23 protein-coding genes are annotated in these 18,515 nt (G+C 34.5%); 9 read left to right on the top strand and 14 right to left on the bottom strand.

The genetic code is table 11. From position 1 onward, the window contains the following. Positions 1-111 precede the first annotated feature (111 nt). Entirely contained in the window at positions 112-561 is a 450-nt protein-coding gene (locus tag YWA_RS0112150; protein ID WP_022828788.1) for a lipocalin-like domain-containing protein, read from the top strand. 58 nt (positions 562-619) lie between these two features. Here the strand turns inward: YWA_RS0112150 and YWA_RS0112145 are convergent, their stop codons facing one another. Then, entirely contained in the window at positions 620-895 is a 276-nt protein-coding gene (locus YWA_RS0112145) for an ATP-dependent Clp protease adaptor ClpS (RefSeq protein ID WP_022828787.1), read from the bottom strand. A gap of 23 nt (positions 896-918) precedes the next feature. Next, a complete protein-coding gene (prmA, locus tag YWA_RS0112140; RefSeq protein WP_022828786.1) occupies positions 919-1,752 on the bottom strand; it encodes a 50S ribosomal protein L11 methyltransferase in 834 nt (277 codons plus the stop codon). 89 nt (positions 1,753-1,841) lie between these two features. Between prmA and YWA_RS0112135 the strand changes: the two genes are divergently transcribed. Further along, a complete protein-coding gene (locus YWA_RS0112135) occupies positions 1,842-3,065 on the top strand; it encodes a porin (RefSeq protein ID WP_022828785.1) in 1,224 nt (407 codons plus the stop codon). A gap of 157 nt (positions 3,066-3,222) precedes the next feature. Next, positions 3,223-4,131 carry a hypothetical protein gene (locus YWA_RS0112130; RefSeq protein WP_022828784.1) on the top strand — a complete coding sequence of 303 codons (909 nt, stop codon included), beginning with the start codon at positions 3,223-3,225 and terminating at the stop codon, positions 4,129-4,131. Positions 4,132-4,466: 335 nt separating this feature from the next. On the opposite strand, the gene YWA_RS0112125 is transcribed toward YWA_RS0112130, so the two are convergent. The 7 genes from YWA_RS0112125 to YWA_RS0112095 all read right to left on the bottom strand — a co-directional run bounded on the left by YWA_RS0112125 (position 4,467) and on the right by YWA_RS0112095 (position 9,240). After that, on the bottom strand, positions 4,467-5,246 hold the full coding sequence (locus YWA_RS0112125; protein WP_022828783.1) for a TerC family protein: 780 nt from the start codon (positions 5,244-5,246) through the stop codon (positions 4,467-4,469). A 366-nt stretch (positions 5,247-5,612) separates the two neighbouring features. After that, on the bottom strand, positions 5,613-5,990 hold the full coding sequence (locus YWA_RS0112120) for a hypothetical protein (RefSeq protein WP_022828782.1): 378 nt from the start codon (positions 5,988-5,990) through the stop codon (positions 5,613-5,615). Between the two features lie 7 nt (positions 5,991-5,997). Then, the gene (locus YWA_RS0112115; protein WP_022828781.1) at positions 5,998-6,570 is read right to left on the bottom strand and encodes a pentapeptide repeat-containing protein; all 573 of its coding nucleotides are present in this window, start codon (positions 6,568-6,570) and stop codon (positions 5,998-6,000) included. After that, complete coding sequence (locus YWA_RS0112110; RefSeq protein WP_022828780.1) at positions 6,567-6,791, bottom strand: DUF6095 family protein; 225 nt, start codon at positions 6,789-6,791, stop codon at positions 6,567-6,569. The genes YWA_RS0112115 and YWA_RS0112110 overlap by 4 nt, the downstream gene beginning before the upstream one ends. A gap of 3 nt (positions 6,792-6,794) precedes the next feature. Beyond that, entirely contained in the window at positions 6,795-7,610 is an 816-nt protein-coding gene (murQ, locus tag YWA_RS0112105; RefSeq protein WP_022828779.1) for an N-acetylmuramic acid 6-phosphate etherase, read from the bottom strand. 53 nt (positions 7,611-7,663) lie between these two features. Further along, positions 7,664-8,371, bottom strand: coding sequence for a ZIP family metal transporter (locus tag YWA_RS0112100; protein WP_022828778.1), 708 nt, complete (start codon positions 8,369-8,371; stop codon positions 7,664-7,666). A gap of 104 nt (positions 8,372-8,475) precedes the next feature. Then, positions 8,476-9,240 carry an SAM-dependent methyltransferase gene (locus tag YWA_RS0112095; protein WP_022828777.1) on the bottom strand — a complete coding sequence of 255 codons (765 nt, stop codon included), beginning with the start codon at positions 9,238-9,240 and terminating at the stop codon, positions 8,476-8,478. A 103-nt stretch (positions 9,241-9,343) separates the two neighbouring features. Here YWA_RS0112095 and YWA_RS0112090 point away from each other — a divergent pair, with 103 nt between their 5' ends. Both YWA_RS0112090 and YWA_RS0112085 read left to right on the top strand, forming a co-directional pair. After that, complete coding sequence (locus YWA_RS0112090) at positions 9,344-10,495, top strand: THUMP domain-containing class I SAM-dependent RNA methyltransferase (protein ID WP_040472206.1); 1,152 nt, start codon at positions 9,344-9,346, stop codon at positions 10,493-10,495. A gap of 14 nt (positions 10,496-10,509) precedes the next feature. Further along, positions 10,510-10,743, top strand: coding sequence for a hypothetical protein (locus tag YWA_RS0112085; protein WP_022828775.1), 234 nt, complete (start codon positions 10,510-10,512; stop codon positions 10,741-10,743). A gap of 117 nt (positions 10,744-10,860) precedes the next feature. Here the strand turns inward: YWA_RS0112085 and YWA_RS0112080 are convergent, their stop codons facing one another. The 3 genes from YWA_RS0112080 to rlmD all read right to left on the bottom strand — a co-directional run bounded on the left by YWA_RS0112080 (position 10,861) and on the right by rlmD (position 13,580). Continuing rightward, positions 10,861-11,580 carry a DUF6048 family protein gene (locus YWA_RS0112080; RefSeq protein WP_084683085.1) on the bottom strand — a complete coding sequence of 240 codons (720 nt, stop codon included), beginning with the start codon at positions 11,578-11,580 and terminating at the stop codon, positions 10,861-10,863. Continuing rightward, positions 11,552-12,094, bottom strand: a complete 543-nt coding sequence (locus YWA_RS0112075) for a DUF6452 family protein (protein ID WP_026718783.1) — start codon at positions 12,092-12,094, stop codon at positions 11,552-11,554. The genes YWA_RS0112080 and YWA_RS0112075 overlap by 29 nt, the downstream gene beginning before the upstream one ends. Before the next feature lie 70 nt (positions 12,095-12,164). Then, on the bottom strand, positions 12,165-13,580 hold the full coding sequence (rlmD, locus tag YWA_RS0112070; protein WP_022828772.1) for a 23S rRNA (uracil(1939)-C(5))-methyltransferase RlmD: 1,416 nt from the start codon (positions 13,578-13,580) through the stop codon (positions 12,165-12,167). A 143-nt stretch (positions 13,581-13,723) separates the two neighbouring features. On the opposite strand from rlmD, the gene YWA_RS0112065 reads away from it, so the two are divergent. The 4 genes from YWA_RS0112065 to YWA_RS0112050 all read left to right on the top strand — a co-directional run bounded on the left by YWA_RS0112065 (position 13,724) and on the right by YWA_RS0112050 (position 15,603). Then, positions 13,724-14,122 carry a hypothetical protein gene (locus YWA_RS0112065; protein WP_022828771.1) on the top strand — a complete coding sequence of 133 codons (399 nt, stop codon included), beginning with the start codon at positions 13,724-13,726 and terminating at the stop codon, positions 14,120-14,122. Then, positions 14,119-14,418, top strand: a complete 300-nt coding sequence (locus tag YWA_RS0112060) for a hypothetical protein (RefSeq protein WP_022828770.1) — start codon at positions 14,119-14,121, stop codon at positions 14,416-14,418. The genes YWA_RS0112065 and YWA_RS0112060 overlap by 4 nt, the downstream gene beginning before the upstream one ends. 15 nt (positions 14,419-14,433) lie before the next feature. Continuing rightward, positions 14,434-14,772, top strand: coding sequence for a sensor histidine kinase (locus YWA_RS0112055; protein WP_022828769.1), 339 nt, complete (start codon positions 14,434-14,436; stop codon positions 14,770-14,772). Between the two features lie 441 nt (positions 14,773-15,213). Continuing rightward, complete coding sequence (locus YWA_RS0112050) at positions 15,214-15,603, top strand: GreA/GreB family elongation factor (protein WP_022828768.1); 390 nt, start codon at positions 15,214-15,216, stop codon at positions 15,601-15,603. A gap of 126 nt (positions 15,604-15,729) precedes the next feature. On the opposite strand, the gene YWA_RS0112045 is transcribed toward YWA_RS0112050, so the two are convergent. Both YWA_RS0112045 and YWA_RS15430 read right to left on the bottom strand, forming a co-directional pair. After that, the gene (locus tag YWA_RS0112045) at positions 15,730-16,068 is read right to left on the bottom strand and encodes a cupin domain-containing protein (RefSeq protein ID WP_022828767.1); all 339 of its coding nucleotides are present in this window, start codon (positions 16,066-16,068) and stop codon (positions 15,730-15,732) included. Between the two features lie 638 nt (positions 16,069-16,706). Further along, on the bottom strand, positions 16,707-18,095 hold the full coding sequence (locus YWA_RS15430) for an ATP-binding protein (protein ID WP_022828766.1): 1,389 nt from the start codon (positions 18,093-18,095) through the stop codon (positions 16,707-16,709). Positions 18,096-18,515: the final 420 nt, after the last annotated feature.

Here is an 18,515-nt window from a genome sequence, read left to right as displayed (position 1 = left end):
TGTTCTTTTGTACCTTTAAAACTGATAACAAATTACGGTTTAATTACAATATAACTGTGCATTAGAACGTTTACTTTGCAACTTAAATAACAAACCTTAAAATAAAAAAAAATGAAAAAGATTAAAGCATTAATGTTTGCATTCGTATTGGCTGGAATGACTGTAGTATCTTGCAGCAGCGACGACGATTCTGGACCAGCTCCAACAATTGATGGAAAGTGGACTCAAACACAAACAACGGTTACAGTAAATAATGCTGCACCTCAAAAATTTATTTACGATGAAAATACGGTAGGTTGCGATAAAAATTATTACGAATTTGCAGCAGGAGCCGTTTTTAAAGATGTTGTGTATTTCAAGCAAGGAGGCGATTGTCAGCAGAGTGTAGCAACACCTGGTACTTGGGCAAAAAACAATAATACACTTACCATATCTGGTGCTGGAAATGTTTCTGGAGTATATGAGATTACTTCATTATCAAACAAAGGACTTCAAATTTCAGTTACAAATAATGAAGGTGGTGTCAAAACAGTGACGACTATATTTATGACAAAATTATAAAAAGCGTTCGCTATAAATGACAAAAAAAACCTTGACTTTTAACGGTCAAGGTTTTTTTTTAAACTAATTCAGCACTTAATCCTGCTTCTAAAAGGAGTGAACATTGGGGTTTGAGTTCATCAAATGATCCTGTTTTTACGGTGCATTTCCCTTTATAATGTACTAAAATCGCACATTGTTCCGCTTGAATGGCTGAATGTTCGCAAACGCTAATCAAAGTTTCAATTACGTGATCAAACGTATTGACGTCGTCGTTGTATAATACAATTTGATTGTTTTGATCCACAGCTTCCGAAACGGAAACCTCTTCTTGTATCTTTTCTATTGTACTCATTTCTACTCTTTTGTAATAATAGGCTAATTTACGTATTTCAATGATATCCAGTTGTTTCTTTCTATTTTTTTAACAAATAGCAAACCTTTTTCTACGCAACATTCGTTTATCGCTTCAAAGTCTTCGTTGTAGAAACCACTTAAAAATAATATCCCATCGGAATTTAAGCAATCTACATACTGCTGCATATCGTTCAGTAAAATATTTCGGTTGATATTGGCAATGATTACATCATACTTTTTATCTTTTAATAACGATGCATCACCTTCATAAACAGTGATTTTTGTGCACTTATTTCTTTCCGCATTTTCAATCGAATTCAAATAACACCAGTTGTCAATATCAATGGCATCAATAGGTTCCGCTCCTTTCATTTCAGCTAAAATTGCTAAAATTGCAGTACCACAACCCATATCTAAAGTCTTCAGTCCACGAACGTCTGTTTCTAACAAATGCTGGATCATCATGTGCGTCGTTTCATGATGTCCGGTTCCAAAACTCATTTTTGGTTCAATGATGATGTCGTATTCTGCTTTTGTTTTTGGATGAAAAGGCGCTCGGACATGACAAATATGATCAACATCAATTGGTTCAAAATTTTTCTCCCACTCTTCATTCCAATTTACTTGCGCAATTTCTTCCTTAACGTAAGAGATTGTAAATTCAGGTGAAGTCAATATTTGAATTTCATCCAAAATATCTTCCGTCCACAATTCCTTTTGAACGTAGGCTACAACGCCAAAATCACTTTCGATGAAACTCTCAAATGCTTTTTCGCCCAATTCTGCGATTAGTATTTCAGAACCCATTTCCTTGGGCTCAATCGTAAAATGATAACCGATATAGATGTTTGACATAACTTTAAATTTTTGCAAAGGTAACACTATCGTAACACATCGAAAATAAAATTAATAGTAAGTTTGCCACAACTTTACATTTTACATATATGAAAAGAATATTTTTGTTACTCGTGTTATTTTCTTACTGGAATAATCAGGCTCAAGTTGACATCTTGCAGTCAAAAGAGCACAATGATTTAAAATTATCTACGCTACCGTACTACAGTTATGGTAAAGGTTTGGGATTAACGTCACCAGACAGTTTGTTTCAATTGAATATTCGTTTTCGAATGCAAAACCGTGTTACATATTACGACATTGAAGATCAAAAGCCACGGTATGACGGCCAAATCAAGCGTTTGCGTTTGCGTTTTGACGGTTACGTGGGAAATCCTAAATTCCTGTATGCCATTCAATTATCATTTGCTCCAGGTGATGTGGGTGAGTTAAAAGACGGCGAAAATATCAACATTATTCGGGATGCCGTTGTGTTTTACCGACCTAATAAACATTGGAACTTCAGCTTTGGTCAGACTAAATTACCAGGAAACAGACAACGCGTTAATTCCTCTGGAGCATTGCAACTTACAGATCGAAGTATTAATAATGCCAAGTTTACGATTGATCGGGATTTTGGATTTCAAATACACAACACAAATGAATTTAAAGAAAAATTCTCATATAATTTTAAAGCAGCAGTTTCGTCTGGTGAAGGCCGAAATATTACAGGAAAGTCAGATGACGGAGTGGCTGTAACGGGTAAAGTGGAGTTATTTCCTTTTGGTGCTTTTACAAACAATGGCAGCTACTTTGAAGGTGATATCGTTCGGGAACAGAAACCGAAATTGATGCTTTCAGGTGCTTTTCATCAAAATAATAATTCACAACGAACACAAGGACAGTTAGGTTCGTATTTGTTTGAAAAGAAAACCACGCAATCTGTTTTTCTTGACGCAATGTTGAAATACAAAGGTTGGTCGTTCATGTCGAGCTTTATGTCGCGTTCAGCAGCTGAGGATCCTTTGACTTTTAATCCTATAGATGTTACTGATTTTAATTATGTGTATGTGGGAAATGGTTTTGACTACCAGTTGAGCTATATTTTCAACAAAGATTATGAGGTAATTGGAAGGTATTCGTTGCAACACGTCAACAAAGAAATCCACGAATTTACGCCACATGTAAAACAATACAGTTTGGGTTTAACTAAATATATTTGGGAACATACCTTTAAATTACAAACAGAGGTAAGTTATGAAACTTCACAATACTTGAATGCGAAGTCTATAAATGATTGGTATTTGCGTTTTCAAGTTGAAATTGGAATATAGTAAAATATCAATTATTTCCCTAACAGTATATATCGCAAAAAAAACGTACAAAAAACGACTGATTTGTTAAATAGGGGTAAATATTTACTAAATTCTTTGCAGTATTGCTTTTAAAAGATATTTTTACAGGATTAATTAAAAACCTTAAATCCTTATTATGAAAAAATTATTTTTATTTCTTGCCGTAGCAAGTATGACAGCGTTCACTTCTTGCTCAAGTGATGATGATTCTAGTGGACCAGCTACTGATCCAAATGCTGCAACAAGTGTTATTTTATCATCGAACGTTGAAACTGTTCAAGTTGGTGAAATGTTTACATTTGTTTTGACAGACAATAAAAACAACATTGTAACTGCATCTGCAGACACTAAATTTTATGCGGACAACGTAGTATTAACTTCTCCTACTTTTACGCCAACGGCACCAGGTTCTTTTACAATTAGAGCTACTTACAAAAACACTAATGGTTTAGAATTAGCAAGTAATGAAATTATCGTTAAAGCTGTTCCAGCTCCAAGTAATTCACTTGTTTTAGGAGGTACTTCTTACGAGACAGCTAGTGGCTCAATGTTATACTATTTAGGTACTACAGCAGGTAGTATTAATGTATTCGTTGCAAATGCTTACAAAGAAGTTGGTGAAGGCGAAGCTGCTGAATATCCAAATGATACCTACGTTTATTTCACTTCAGCTCAAGTTGATACAGAGTTCATTGATTGGCCAGTTGCTGGAGCTTATGCTTACAGTGCTGATACTGCCGCAGGAATGAAAGCTTTTGATGCAAACCTTATTCTTAACGACGAAGAAGTTTTAGCAACAGAAGTTACTACAAACGTTACACTGAATATTTCTAACATTGTGAATACTGAAACAGCTAGAACTTGGGCATTTACTTATTCAGTTCTTATGGCTGACAATACTACTGCTAAAGGTGAATTCCACGGAGATTATGGTTTTGCAAATGCTTCTCAAGGTGCAGGAAAAGCAAATGTTAATGCAGTTAACAAAGTTTCAAATGCTCAGATCAAAGCAAACTTGATCAAAGTAATGAACAGCAAAAAATAATTTTAAGCAATTAAAATTTAAAACCCGATTTGTGAAAGCAATCGGGTTTTTTTTTGGCGTAAAGTGAACGGAAGTATTAGGTTATAAATACTTTTCTAAATTATGGTACAGATAAAATAAGACTTGCGGTACTGATCAATTATTGTGGTGTATGATCCGTGATGCGGTTATCGTAAATGATTTCTAGAGGTAAGAAAGACTTTGATTTCTTTACTATATTCTTGCAATATTGAGTTCAGTCTGAAACCTTATGATTGACAAATTGTAATCCATTTAAGCATAAAAAAAGCCACTCTAAAGTGGCTTTATCTATTTATGAATTAGCTTAAATGTTGTTATGAAGCTACTTTCTTTTTATTCATTCGCATATTCAACATTTCAACCGCTAGCGAAAATGCTATAGCAAAGTAGAGATAGCCTTTTGGAACCGCTCCCACTTTTTCGCCTATTAATTCTGCGTCTGATAAATGCATGCTTTCGGTAATTAGCATAAATCCAATTAAAATTAAGAAAGCCAAACCTAATATTTGAATTGATGGATTAGCATTTACAAAATTCCCTACAGGAACTGCAAACAACATCATTACAGCAACTGAAATTACTACAGCCGTAATCATGATATATAAAGCGCCTTGAACGCCATTTGTCATTCCAACTGCCGTTAAAATAGAGTCAACCGAGAATATTAAGTCAATTAATAAGATTTGAAAAATCACATTTCCAAAAGACTTTGTCGCTGAACTTTTTAAGGTCGCTTCCTCATGTCCTTTGTGGTCCACTTTTTCGCGTATTTCGTTGGTACTTTTGTAAATCAGAAATAATCCTCCAGCTAATAAAATCATCGCTTGACCGGTAATGTTACCGCTGAACCAACCCCAATCAAAAGAAAACCAAGGTTCTTTCATAGCAATTAACAACGTGATTCCAAAGAGCAATGCAATTCGCATAAACATCGCTAAAAATAATCCAATACGAGTCGCGCGTTTTCTTTGTTCCACGGGTAATTTTCCCGTAACAATCGAGATGAAAATAATGTTGTCAATTCCAAGAATTATTTCCAAGAATGTCAATGTTAATAGGGCAATCCAAGCGTCCGGCTGTAAAAATACTTCCATAAAAGTAAAATGTAATTAGTGGTTTGAAATTTCGAATTTTTGTGTAAAAATACATTTAACTTGGAAATAGATTGTTAATGAAATCAGAATGTTTTAGTTACGTATAGTGTTTATTTTTCACACAGATTGCAATAATTCACACGGATTATTAGAAAGGAAATTCGTCAGATTTAATTTAGCATGTATGAAGGATTTTATTTCAAAATCTCACCTATAAAAGTCAGATGCTGAAATAGAAATCAGCAAGACAAGAGTCACTGCAATACTATGCATTCAACCACAAAATTAGCAGAACATTGGCTGCGGTTGCAACCGCGGCGACATGAAGTACCAAAAAAAAATGTCCGCTACTAGCGAACATTTTCTTTAATCATTTATTTTAGTGACCGTTCCAGTTTGTTTTTCTGGACTTCCCACGACGTTAAATTCAAACATGTAGCTGTCTTTGGTCGTACTCAAAATCTTAATCGAAACTGCTTTCTTTTCGGCCATATTTTTCGGATTAATTTTTTGAATAATGTATTCGCAATCGTTAATCCAGCGAATCGATGACGTATCCGATTTTCCTTCGTAAAAATCGATTTCTTGATTCTCCGTTCGGGTGAAAGTCGTGCTTTTTACGACACCGTCAATTTCGTGTTCAAACTTGAATTTACCGGTTTTGAAATCTTTGCATTCGCGAGCTGGAGTTTCAAAACAAGAAACAAGTCCAAGAAGTAAGAAGAAAGGAATGATTTTTTTCATGAGTATGCTAAATAATTTTAATATCGTATTTTTCTAATAAACCCGGAATGCCTTGCAAACTAAAGCGTGCTTTTTTCAATAAATTAAATTGCGGATCGATTTGGTAATTGTTTGCGGTTGTGAAATTGCATTCGGTTAAATCACTTTCGTTGAAAATCGCTCCTTGTAAGTCACATTTTTCAAAAGTCGATTGCTTTAAGTGCGATCCCACAAAAGACGTTTCCCGAAGCGAACAATTTACAAACTTCGTTTTAGGCATCTTTTTATTGTTGAACGAAGCGAAATCTAAAAAGCAGTTTTCAAAGTAAACCTGAAAAAGAAAGTCGTCGCAATTTTCAAAATTAATACCCAATAACTTACAGTTTTTAAACGTAACATTTTTTAAACTAGAGCCAGGTAATTCCAACATAGATAAGTTGCAATCGATGAATTCGCAATCCATAAAAGAGCTTGATAGAAATGTGGTATTCGAAAAATCACAATCTTTAAATACGCAATTTTCAAATTCCCGTGACGCGACTTTTTGTCCGGTGTAAACGACCTTTTCAAAGGTTTTGTGCAAGTGAAGTAGTTCTTTCATTCGGACTTAAATAAACTATTCATAATTTTAAGTAAACCTTTAAAAGCCAAAACAACGCCGCCGATGCACATTATAATCCCGAGTGCTAAAATAAGCAAGTATGTAGATTGCATTTTATTGATAAAAGCAAAGTGAATCACTGCTGGACCAATAAACATCAGTGGTAAAGCACACGCCATAAAGACGATTCCGCGATTTAAGGTTTGTTTATCTGTTGCCATAATTTATAATTTAAGGTAAGCGTTTACTGCATTTCGTACGCTACCGTTTTCTAATAAAAGTGTTTTTGCTGCTGCGTGAGAAACGTTTATTTCTGCTATAATCATTTGAATGCCGCGTTCCACAAGTTTGTCGTTGCTCAATTGCATGTCGACCATTTTATTTCCTTTGACTTTTCCCAGACGAATCATCGTTGCAGTTGAAATCATGTTCAATACTAATTTTTGAGCTGTTCCGGCTTTCATTCGAGAACTTCCTGTGACAAATTCAGGACCTACAATTACTTCAATTGGAAATTGTGCGGTTAGAGAAAGCGGACTTCTCGCATTACACGAAATACTTCCGGTGGTAATTTGGTTTTCATTGCATTTCTGCAAACCGCCAATCACATAAGGAGTTGTTCCCGATGCGGCAATTCCAATAACGATATCTTTATTTGAAATATTGTGCTGTTGCAAATCAATCCAAGCCTGATTTGTATTGTCTTCTGCACGTTCTACTGCTTTTCGAATGGCCAAATCGCCTCCTGCAATAATTCCGTTGACCAAGTCAAAAGGCACACCAAAAGTAGGCGGACATTCCGAAGCATCTAAAATTCCCATGCGACCAGAAGTTCCTGCTCCAATGTAGAATAACCTTCCGCCATTTTGTAATTTGAAAACAATTTGGGTAACCAAAAGTTCAATTTGAGGCAATGCTTTTTCAACTGCAAAAGGTACAGATTGATCTTCTTTGTTAATATTGGAAAGCAATTCAGCAACCGACATCGTTTCAAGATGGTCGAAAGCAGAGGATTGTTCAGTCGTTTTGATGAAAGTCATTCGGTTATGAAAATTAATTTTCGAATGATCAAAGTTACTTAATTCTGTCCGATTTAGTGCACATGTGTTACCTCAATTCCTAAAAAGTACGCAAATACAATTCCAATAGCAATCATTGACAATTTGGCCAAATTAAACTTGTGGTTTTCGCTGCTTTCAAAGATAATTGTTGATGATATGTGAAATAAAATTCCAATTACAACAGCAGTAATTTGAGCGTGATAGGGTTCCAAAAATGTTGCATAAGAAGCTGTCAAAGTTCCTAAAGGTGTCATCAATGCAAACACAATCATGAAAAGGAAAATGGTAGTTTTGCTTAACTTGGTGTTCAAGAAAAAAGAAGTTAAAATAACTGCAATAGGCAAGTGGTGAATCGCAATTCCCCAAGCTAAATCAGGTAAATTGCTAACAGGAAATCCTTCTAAATAAGCGTGAATACACAAACTTATGAACAGCAACCAAGGTGTTTTTTCAAAAGTATCATGCGTGTGAACGTGACCGTGTTCCGCACCTTTTGAGAAAAATTCTAAAATGATCTGGAACAGAATTCCCAGCATGATGAAAATTCCAACAGAAGTTTGCTCATGAGCATGTTCAGCGGTATGATACACTTCAGGAAGCAAATGCATTACGGTAAGTGAAAGTAAAAACGAACCACTAAAAGCCATCAAAAGCTTTAAGTTGTTCTTCTTTTTTGGTTTTAAAAAAAAGGCAATTCCGTAACCAATTAAAACCGATAATAAGGGAAGTATGTAACTCATTTAGTCTGCAAAATAGTATTTAAATGAAGGGTTAGCTTCTAGATTTAAAAGTCCTCTAAAATCTATTCTCTATATTCTTAATTCTTTACTCTATTCTCTTTACTCTATTTAAAAAGCATAATTAATCGTTCACTTTGACTTTTGTAAAACTTTTTCAACTTGTAATCTCCAAAAGTATCCAACAAATAAATACCTGCTTCTTCCATCATTTTTTCGAAATCTTCCAAGGTTAACGCCCGAACTTTTTCTGTAAAATGATAAGTTTCGCCTTTATCTTCAAAGTCAATTTCTTTCAAAATATAACCGTCCACAACTTTTCTTTTAATGTGAAAGTCAATTCCGTCCACAGTTTTTACTTCCGAAGCAACAAGGTTTTCAATCACCGTGTGCACATTCATAAAGTCAATAACGGCAAAACCGTATTCGGTCAGACTATCGTGAATTGATTTCAAAGTTTTAAAGTTGTCTTCCTCATTTTCGAAATAACCAAAACTAGTGAATAGATTTAAAATCGCATCGTACTTCTCGTTGCATTTTTCACGCATGTCGTGCACTTCAAAATGCAATTTATCGTTTTCGAATCTTTTTGCTTCGGCAATGCTGTTTTCAGATAAATCAGCACCCGTAACATCAAAACCCATTTCGTTTAAGTAGATGGAATGTCTTCCTTTTCCGCAGGCCAAATCCAAAATTTTAGCTTCTTCAGGCAAATTTAAGTAGTGCACAATATTTTCCATAAACATTTGCGCTTCCTTATCGTCTCTATCTTTGTATAAAATGTGGTAATAAGGAGTGTCAAACCAAGATGCGAACCAACTTTCGGCAGTAGAATTCGTATTTATAGATTCTGAATGGGGTAATTTAGACATTTATCGATTTCAATTAATTCAAGTCTGCAAATTTAGTCTATTTTTGCAGAATATAATTAAAACAGTTTCCCTTTTGGGCAATTTGAGTATGGAAAATTTTAGAATGGTGGCCAAGACCTTTTTTGGCTTTGAAGATATATTAGCAAAAGAACTCCAACAATTAGGAGCTCAAGATGTAGAACAAGGTGTTCGCGTGGTGACTTTCAAAGGAGATAAAGGCTTTATGTATAAAGCGAATTTTGCCTTGAGAACAGCTTTGAAAATTCTAAAACCTATTTATTTTTTCCGTGCTACAAACGAGGAAACCTTATATAAAGGAATTCAAGGTGTAAACTGGTCGAAATATATCAATGCAAATCAGACTTTTGTAATCGACGCGACCGTGCATTCAGACCGTTTCAATCATACCGAATTTGTGGCGCAAAAATGTAAAGATGCCATTGTGGACCAATTTCGTACGCGAACAGGTCAACGTCCAAGTATTGACAAGCAATATCCCGATTTGAGAATTAATATTCACATTGATAAAGAGCAAGTTTCTGTCGCTTTAGACACTTCGGGTAATTCATTGCATCAAAGAGGATACAGAACGGCGACGAATATTGCACCAATCAACGAAGTTTTAGCAGCAGGAATGTTGATGCTTTCAGGTTGGGAAGGTAAGAGTGATTTCATCGACCCAATGTGTGGTTCAGGAACAATTTTGGCAGAAGCCGCGATGATTGCTTGTAATATTCCAGCAAACATCAACCGAAAAGAGTTTGCTTTTGAAAAATGGAACGATTGGGACAATGATTTATTTGACCAAATTGTAGATTCACTTTTGAAAAGAGTACGCGAATTTAATTACAGCATGATTGGTTACGACAAAGCACCTTCAGCTGTTTTGAAAGCGAAAGACAATATTGCAAATGCGAATTTAGACGAATATGTAAAAATCTCAGAACGCAATTTTTTCGACACTGAAAAGGAAACAAAAGGTCCGCTTCACATGGTTTTCAATCCACCATACGGCGAACGATTAGATATTGAAATGGAACGTTTCTACAGAGAAATTGGAGATACGTTCAAACAAAATTATCCTGGAACTGAAGCTTGGTTTATTACGGCAAATTTAGAAGCATTGAAATTTGTAGGTTTGAAACCTTCTAGAAAAATCAAATTATTCAACGGAAGTCTTGAAGCAAGATTAGTGAAATATGAGATTTACGAAGGAAGTAAACGAACCAAATTTCAACAACAAATAGAAGAATAATTAAAAGAATCATCATGAGTTTAAAAGTAAAAGCATTCATCTTACAATTAATCAGTTTTGCGACTTTATTTATTATTGTTCGCTATTTATTAGATAGTTACACCAACTTAGAAGGCATGTGGATTTCAATAACCGCATTTGTTATAGGCACAATTGCAGCGCCTCAATTTCAAGCCGTAAAATCAAACGAAGGAGAGAAGTTGTTTATGAAATGGATTTTCATGAAGGATGTGAAAGAGATAAAATAAGTCATCAGTTGACGGTTGTCAGTTTTCAACTGCTCGATAGTAAGGTATATTTATAAGTGTCGTCAGTTGACGGTTGTCAGTTCTACGTTCAATGACGTACAACCTAGAACATACAACTTACAACTTTTCAGATACAATCTTCTTTTTATAAATAGGAATAAAGTACGTCAACGTGTAATTAAAACCCACTCCAAAATCGCCATCATACGTTCTATTAAAACCAGGAATGTATAAATTATCAAAACCTCCCGGTTTTTGATTACTTACTAATCTATTGGCACGAAGTGAAAAACCAACAAAGAAGTTATTAAAGACGCGGGTTTTTACACCAGCAACCACTTCAATCCATTGGGCTGATAAACCGTCGTATTTTTGTCCCGCTTGAGTATCTGGAACTTCACCAAAATAAGGATTTGGATTGTAAATTTCGTAACTGTTTAGTTGTTGGCTAAAAGCACTGACACCATAACGCAAGCCAATGCTGATGATGTTTTCTAAATCAAGCCAGTTTTCGTGAGCATTGTAATCAAAACCAACTTTAAAATAGGTTCCCTTTGTGGTGAAATTTACTTGGTCGTCGTCCGTCGTTTTATTCTCGTTACCCAATTCTCCCGCTAAGAAGTATTTTTTCGTTAAACGATAATCAGCCACAAGCTCTAAACCTTGATAGTCGCTGTCGTAAATTGAACGTGCAATTTTTGATAAATCAGCACCAACTCGAATGCCGTAACGCTCTATTTTAGGAGGTACAACGATCGAATCCTTTTCTTGTGCATGAACTGAAACGCTGCACAAAATCCAGAGTAAACTAAAAGAATATTTTGATATGTGCTTCATTTTCATCATTGATTTGAGATTGTACGACCTGAATGTTTTTAATCCAGTTTCCTGTTGTAGCAGTTGGCGTATTGTTTAGAACAAATGGATTTTGCAACGGATTGCCAAACAAATTAAAGGACGTTTTAAAACCGCACGCTCTAGAAATATAAATATCATTTCGCGTGTAGTTGATTTCTAATAGGTCGGTCACTTCAACTGTAGTTGGATCTTCGTCAAAATTTAAAATCAACTCGAATTTGGTTGCATCTTGATTTACCCGCAACGGCAGATAAACCACGCTGTCGTTCCACGTCTCTCGACCCGATTCGTTCAGAAGTGGTGACGGAACCGTCATGCCATCGCCTACAATTTTTAAATTTGTGGTTTTTCGTGTCAGTGAAATATTATTTTTATCAAAAAATTGAATTTTCAATCGCGGCGTTGTCACCGTTGAGGGATCGCAAATGTCATCCTTTTCGCAGGACGCAAAAAAGAAACTTAGTAAAAGTAGAACGGCAACTATTTTTTTCATTTCAACTCTATTTTGATAATTTGTACATCCACGTGTTTTCAAAAAAAAACACGTTTAACGTACAAATAATTTATTTTCTCTTTTCCAAAAGAACCACATTTTCAACGTGATGCGTTTGCGGAAACATATCTACAGGACGAACACGAGTTACTTTATATTTTTCATCCATCAAAGCCAAATCACGCGCTTGAGTAGCTGAATTACAACTTACATAAACCACTTTTTCAGGAGCGATTTTTAGGATTTGTTCAATTACATCTTTGTGCATTCCGTCGCGTGGTGGATCTGTAATAATAACATCCGGCGTTCCGTTTTGTGCAATAAAGGCTTCGTTGAAAACAACCTTCATGTCACCTACAAAGAAATCGCAATTTGTAATGTTATTACGAACTGCATTCGCTTTTGCATCGTGAATTGCTTCTGGAACGGCTTCGACACCCACAACTTTCTTCGCGTTTTTCGAAACAAATTGTGCAATAGTTCCTGTTCCTGTATATAGATCGTAAACGATTTCGTTCCCAGTTAACCCGGCGAAATCACGCGTAATTTTGTACAATTCGTAAGCTTGTTCAGAATTAGTTTGATAAAAGGATTTCGCATTAATGCTGAAATGAAGTCCTTCCATTTCTTCCAAGATATAATCACGACCTTTAAATAACTTAACGTCTTGATCGTAAATCGTATCGTTTGCTTTACCGTTAATTACGTATTGTAACGAGGTAATTTCCGGAAAACGTTCGGCAAGGAAGTTCAACAACAACTCGCGATTTTCTTTTTGCTCTTCAAAAAACTGAATCAAAACCATGATTTCTCCAGTTGAAGAAGTTCTGATCATCAATGTTCTTAAAAAACCTTCGTGGTTTCTTGGATTGAAAAATTCTAAATGATGTTGTAATGCAAACGCACGAATTTCATTGCGAATCGAATTGGAAGGATCTTGTTGCAAATGGCATTTTTCAATATCTAAAATCTTATCCCACATTTTTGGAATGTGGAAACCCAATGCATTTTTATTTTCAATTACTTCTTCGCTGTCCAATTCTTGTTCCGTCATCCAACGCGCGTTTGAAAAACCAAACTCCATTTTGTTGCGGTAAAAGAATTGTTCTTTCGAACCTAATATAGGTTCAAATTCGGGAATTTCAATTTTCCCGATCCGTTGCAAATGATTTTTAACCTCATTTTGCTTGTAGTACAACTGTTGGTCGTACTTCATGTTTTGCCATTTACAGCCACCACAAACGCCAAAATGTTGGCAAACTGGTTCCGTTCTATGTACTGAAAACTCATGAAAACGCACTGCTTTTCCTTCGTAGTACGATTTTCGTTTTTTGAAGGTTTGCACGTCCACAACATCGCCGGGAACTACATTGGGAATAAAAACCACTTTTCCATCAGGAGCTTTGGCAACAGAAACACCTTTGGCTCCCGCATCTAAAACTTTAATGTGGTTGAAAACTATTTTATTGGTAATTTTTCTAGACATGGGGCAAAAATAAGTTTTTATTAGATTTTAAAATCATAAAATGAAAGAATTTGCGTAAATCAATTTTATTTCATTTTTCAAAAAACTATATTGTAATATATTTCGTAAATTTTCAAAGTCAAAAGTACCAAATACACTCTGCTATGAAGCTCTACTCTCAATTGTCAAAAATCGGTTTTTTAAAAAACAGGTATGTAGCCAAATTTCTTTTGGTCGCCTTCCTTGGAATTCACATTCCATTGATTGGTCTTGTTTTTTTTGTAGTATATTTTCAACACGATCTTTCACCTCTGAATGTTTTTCTAATTGCATTAGGGTTAACGCTTTTAGCTACTTTAGTCACGCTTTTAATTTTAAAAAAATTAATGACGCCGGTTCCTCTGGGTTCGAAAGCACTGATTGCGTATCGCACCAACCGGACGGTTCCGAGACTGCCGCTTGAATATACGGATGAAGCAGGAGTGATGCTTCAAAACATTCAAGCTACCATTCAGATGAATCAGAAATTATTAGTAGAAAAAAAGAGTTATTTCAACTGTTGACGCATGATTTAAAAATTCAATCTGAAAATACAGAACGTCTGCTAACGAGCGTTTATAATGAAACTGAAAAACCTGCAGTTAGGGATTTAGCTTCCGCAGCGGTTATTGCCATTCAAAAGCAACTCAAATCTGTTGAAGCATTTTCGGAAATGATGGACGAAGAAGCGGCAATAAATTTGGAACAAGTTAAAGTGCGGAAAGTGAATTTAGAAGTAGTTTTAAATGAAGTCAGAAGCAGTTTTAAAAGCAAACTAGAAGCTAAAAGTATCGTTTTAAAATTCAACATTCATACTTAAGAAGCGGTATTAAAAGTGAATGTAAAATTACTTCAGAAAATTTTCCATTATCTATTTGATATTGCACTAAAATATGCACCTCTTAATTCAGAAGTAGAAGTGACGGTTGAGAAAGTAAACAACCGATTGATGGTTCATGTAAAAGATGCAGGTCTTGGTTTTGAATCTGGACAAGCTGAACAGATCTTTACCACTTTTAATTCAGTTAGTGCGAATGAAGAAGATTATGCTCCCGGAATTGGCTTATACCTTACACGTCAAATTATAGAACGGTTTGGAGGAACGATTATTGCTGAAAGTGCTGGTTTGAATCGTGGAGTTACCTTTACCGTTGAACTAAAATTGTACCGTTAAACTGCACTTGTATTTTTCGAATTTTGATTTCACTAGTTATTTGCAAGTGCATTTAAACGCCGCTTTTTGACTTCTTGGAGATGCTATCAAATTGTTAAAACCCTTTGTTCTACATAATATTGTCGTATCTTGCGTGGTCATTTAAGAAAGCAATGAATCACTATTTTTATGCTACTTTAAACCCGGTTGTATTTGGACTTTTAATTTCATTGTCCCACTTACACGACGACTCATTTCTAAAAAGTTCTAAAGAGTTTATAAAGTAAGCCCTGTCGTACCCAAGACAGGGAGATCCTTCCGATTCCTTTATATTATTTAAACCATCAATAGCTTACCGAAGCCAAATTTTAGCGTTCTGTCCCGATTTAAAGATTTGGGAACAAGAATGTTTGGGTGTTTGTTAAAAAAGCTTCAAAAGTATTGGTACAAAAAAATTAGAACATGTTACAAGAAACTGAACAAGAAATTTTATTGACTACAGGTATTTACGATTTAATTAAAGACCATATCCGAAGAAAAAAAGCGACTGTTGAAGAAGAAGAAGCTTTAAAAATCCAATTGAAAAAGGCAAAACAAGTTACAAGAAAAAACCTGCCAATGGATATTGTTACTGTTGACGCTAAAGTAGTAGTTAAAAACACGGAAACGAACGAAGAAGAGGTGTATACGTTTGTTGCACCAGATCGGGCAAAACGTCGTAATAATACAGAATCTATTTTAAGTACGATGGGTCTTGCACTTGTGGGATGTAAAATTGGTGACATCATCAATTGGAATTTCAATAACGAGCAGAAGACACTTGAAATTATGAGTGTAGAGCGTTTAGCTTAATCCTTTTCTTTTAAATTCAAAAAAAGTCGGTAGTTCGTTAGAAACTACCGACTTTTTTTATGTAAAAAGTATTTAAATTGAACGGGATTTCCAATTGTATTTATTCAAATAAAGTTGGCTTTTGAACTATTCAATTACTTTTTTGACACGTTCTACAGTGTCTAATTTTGATAACGTTAATCGGACGATGCTGTCTTCTTGAGCCAATAAATCATGTGGCACGTTTGCATCTAAAGAGATTAAATCTCCCGTTTTTAATTTCATTTTCTCGCCATGTGCTCCAAATTCTATAGCACCTTCATGGATTTCTACTGTGATTGGAAAGCCTGCTTTGTGCTCTTTCATTGTTTGCCCTTTTCGGAATAGAATACGGATTTCCTTTGATGTTTCAGTTTCCATCAATACCGTAACGGCTACTTTATCTTCGTTATAATTGAGCTCTGATCTTAGAGATGCTGTTTTCATGCTGTCAAATTTTAGTTTATGTTTCAATTTACTAAAAATTATTGAATAATGGGCTTTGTCGGAGGACTATTTAGAAATAGTACAAATGAATCAATAGAATTTGAAGCTTGTTATTGCAGTTCCGATGATATTGATACACGTCTTTAATTTAATGTTTTCGATGGTAAGCAGCTATTCCACATTACAGAAACCTATTTTTTACAATTAAGAAATAGGATAAGAGGCTTTAGTTCCACTAATATTCCAATCTAATTGTACAGCTTGGTAGGAAAAGTTGTTTTATAAAATACTTATAATTTATTCTTAAATAGTAATCATTAGAATTTTATAATTCTGAAATTTTTTCCGTTCTAAATATATAGTTATTGAGAAATTAAACTGTAACATATTTTAGTAGAGAATAGGATGTTTAAAACCTTTGAAGTTTGATTTTATCACTTTCATCATCAAATTCACGTATTTTTTTTAACATTTAAAGTGCATTTAAAAAGGACTCAAAAGAATCAGCGTTAATTAATTATTACGCCAGTTGATTTATGTTGGTGCAACAACATCGGAGATAAATTGCAAGTAATTATTTTAAAGTAAAAGATAGACTTCGTTCTTAGTAGCCAAATAGTCCACGGGAACAAGTTTTTTTATGCTGATGTCTCAGAAGGCAAAGTAAATTTAAAATGACTACCCTTACCTAATTCGCTTTCTACCCAAATTGTTCCACCATGTCTTTCAACAAATTCCTTGCAGAGAATCAAGCCTAATCCAGAATTTGTGTACTTAGCTGAACCAATATTTGTTTCAAGTTTGAATAAATTATTTTGAGTTGCTGCATCAATACCCACGCCATTATCTGAAACTGTAATTTCAACATATTTGTCATGATGTACCGCGGCAACCGTTATATTGCCGTTCTCATTTGTGAATTTTAAGGCGTTTGAAAGAAGATTTCTTAAAACTACATTAATGATATTTTGGTCGGCAAAAATGGTGATTGGCTCTGATTCAATATAATTTAGTGAAATATTTTTATTATTTGATGTTGAATTTGAAAGTGCAAAAACATCTGCAATGATAGCAGATAAAACTAATCTTTCGGGCGTAAAGTTAATCTGTCCTACTTGTGATTTAGCCCAATTTAACAAATTGTCGAGTAAAGTTATTGTGTTTTTTGCGGACAAACGAACGATCTCTAAAAACTGTTGATTTTCTTCAAATTCCTGGTTTTTTTGGTTTTCTAATAACAATTCTGAAAAACCCAAAATACTATTTAGCGGACTTCGTAAATCATGGGCAATTATAGAAAACATTTTGTCTTTAGTAGCATTGAGTTCTCTTAATTGGATTTCGTTTTTTTCTGCTTTTTCTTTTGCAATAATTAGCTCTGATTGAAGAGCAACAGCGAAGTTAGCTATCGTTAATTCTTCCGCTAATTTTTCGTTTTCTTTGCTTTGTTGTGCAACCTTTATTTTAGAAATCAAGAGCTCGGCTGCACGTTTTGCTTTCTCTTCATTCTGGAACACCAGTTCAAGATTAGCAATAATTAATTCTGCGGCACGCTCTTCCTTTGCTTCATTTTGATATTCGAGTTCTCTTTTTGCTATTTTTAATTCGGCAGCTCGTTTTTTCTTTTCTTCGCTTTGATATTTAAGCTCAATATTTGCAATCCTTAATTCATCTGCACGTTTTTCCTTTTCTCTGCTTTGAAATTCAAGTTCTATACTTGCAATGATTAATTCTGCTGCACGTTTTTCCTTTTCTTCGCTTTGATGTTCAAGCTCGATGTTTGCAATTTTTAATTCGGCAGATCTTTTTTCCTTTTCTCTGTTTTGATGATCAAGTTCAATATTTGCAATTTTTAATTCTGCAGCGCGTTTTTCCTTTTCTAAATTTTGGTATTCAAGTTCTGTCGCAGCAATCTTAAATTCTGCCGCTCGTTTTTCCTTTTCTAAGTTTTGAATTGAAAAATTCAAACGAAGAATTTCATTTTGTTTCTTAAGTTGTGCTATTTGATTTTCTAATTCTTGATGCATGTGTTTGGCGTTTATTGATCAAAAAATTATTTATATCAAGTGCAGGACAAATGTACGCTTTAGTTGAATATAAAAAGCCAACCTTTTAGGAATTAAACATTTACTTCGGAAATAAGTCAGATTTTTGAGTTTTTAAAATGATCTGGAATATTATTATTGATTCTAAAAGCTATTTTGAAATTTGGACTGGAGATTTTTAGGTAACAGTGAAATTCCTTGCAAGAGATAAACTTGATTTTGTTAAGTATTTCGAAATTCCACCAATCGTCTCTCTAAAATAATAACCTAAAAATGTTTAAGAACGATGACTATTCAGTTAGACGAGCGTTTGATTATTCCAACGTTATTAGTTGATGCAGACAGTACTCGTTTTATTATTGTTTTTGGATTTCGTGAGTGCTTTGCAGTTCACAAAAAAAC

Source organism: Flavobacterium antarcticum DSM 19726, assembly GCF_000419685.1.
Taxonomy (GTDB): Bacteria; Bacteroidota; Bacteroidia; order Flavobacteriales; family Flavobacteriaceae; genus Flavobacterium; species Flavobacterium antarcticum.
This window is presented reverse-complemented; position numbering and strand designations above follow the sequence as displayed.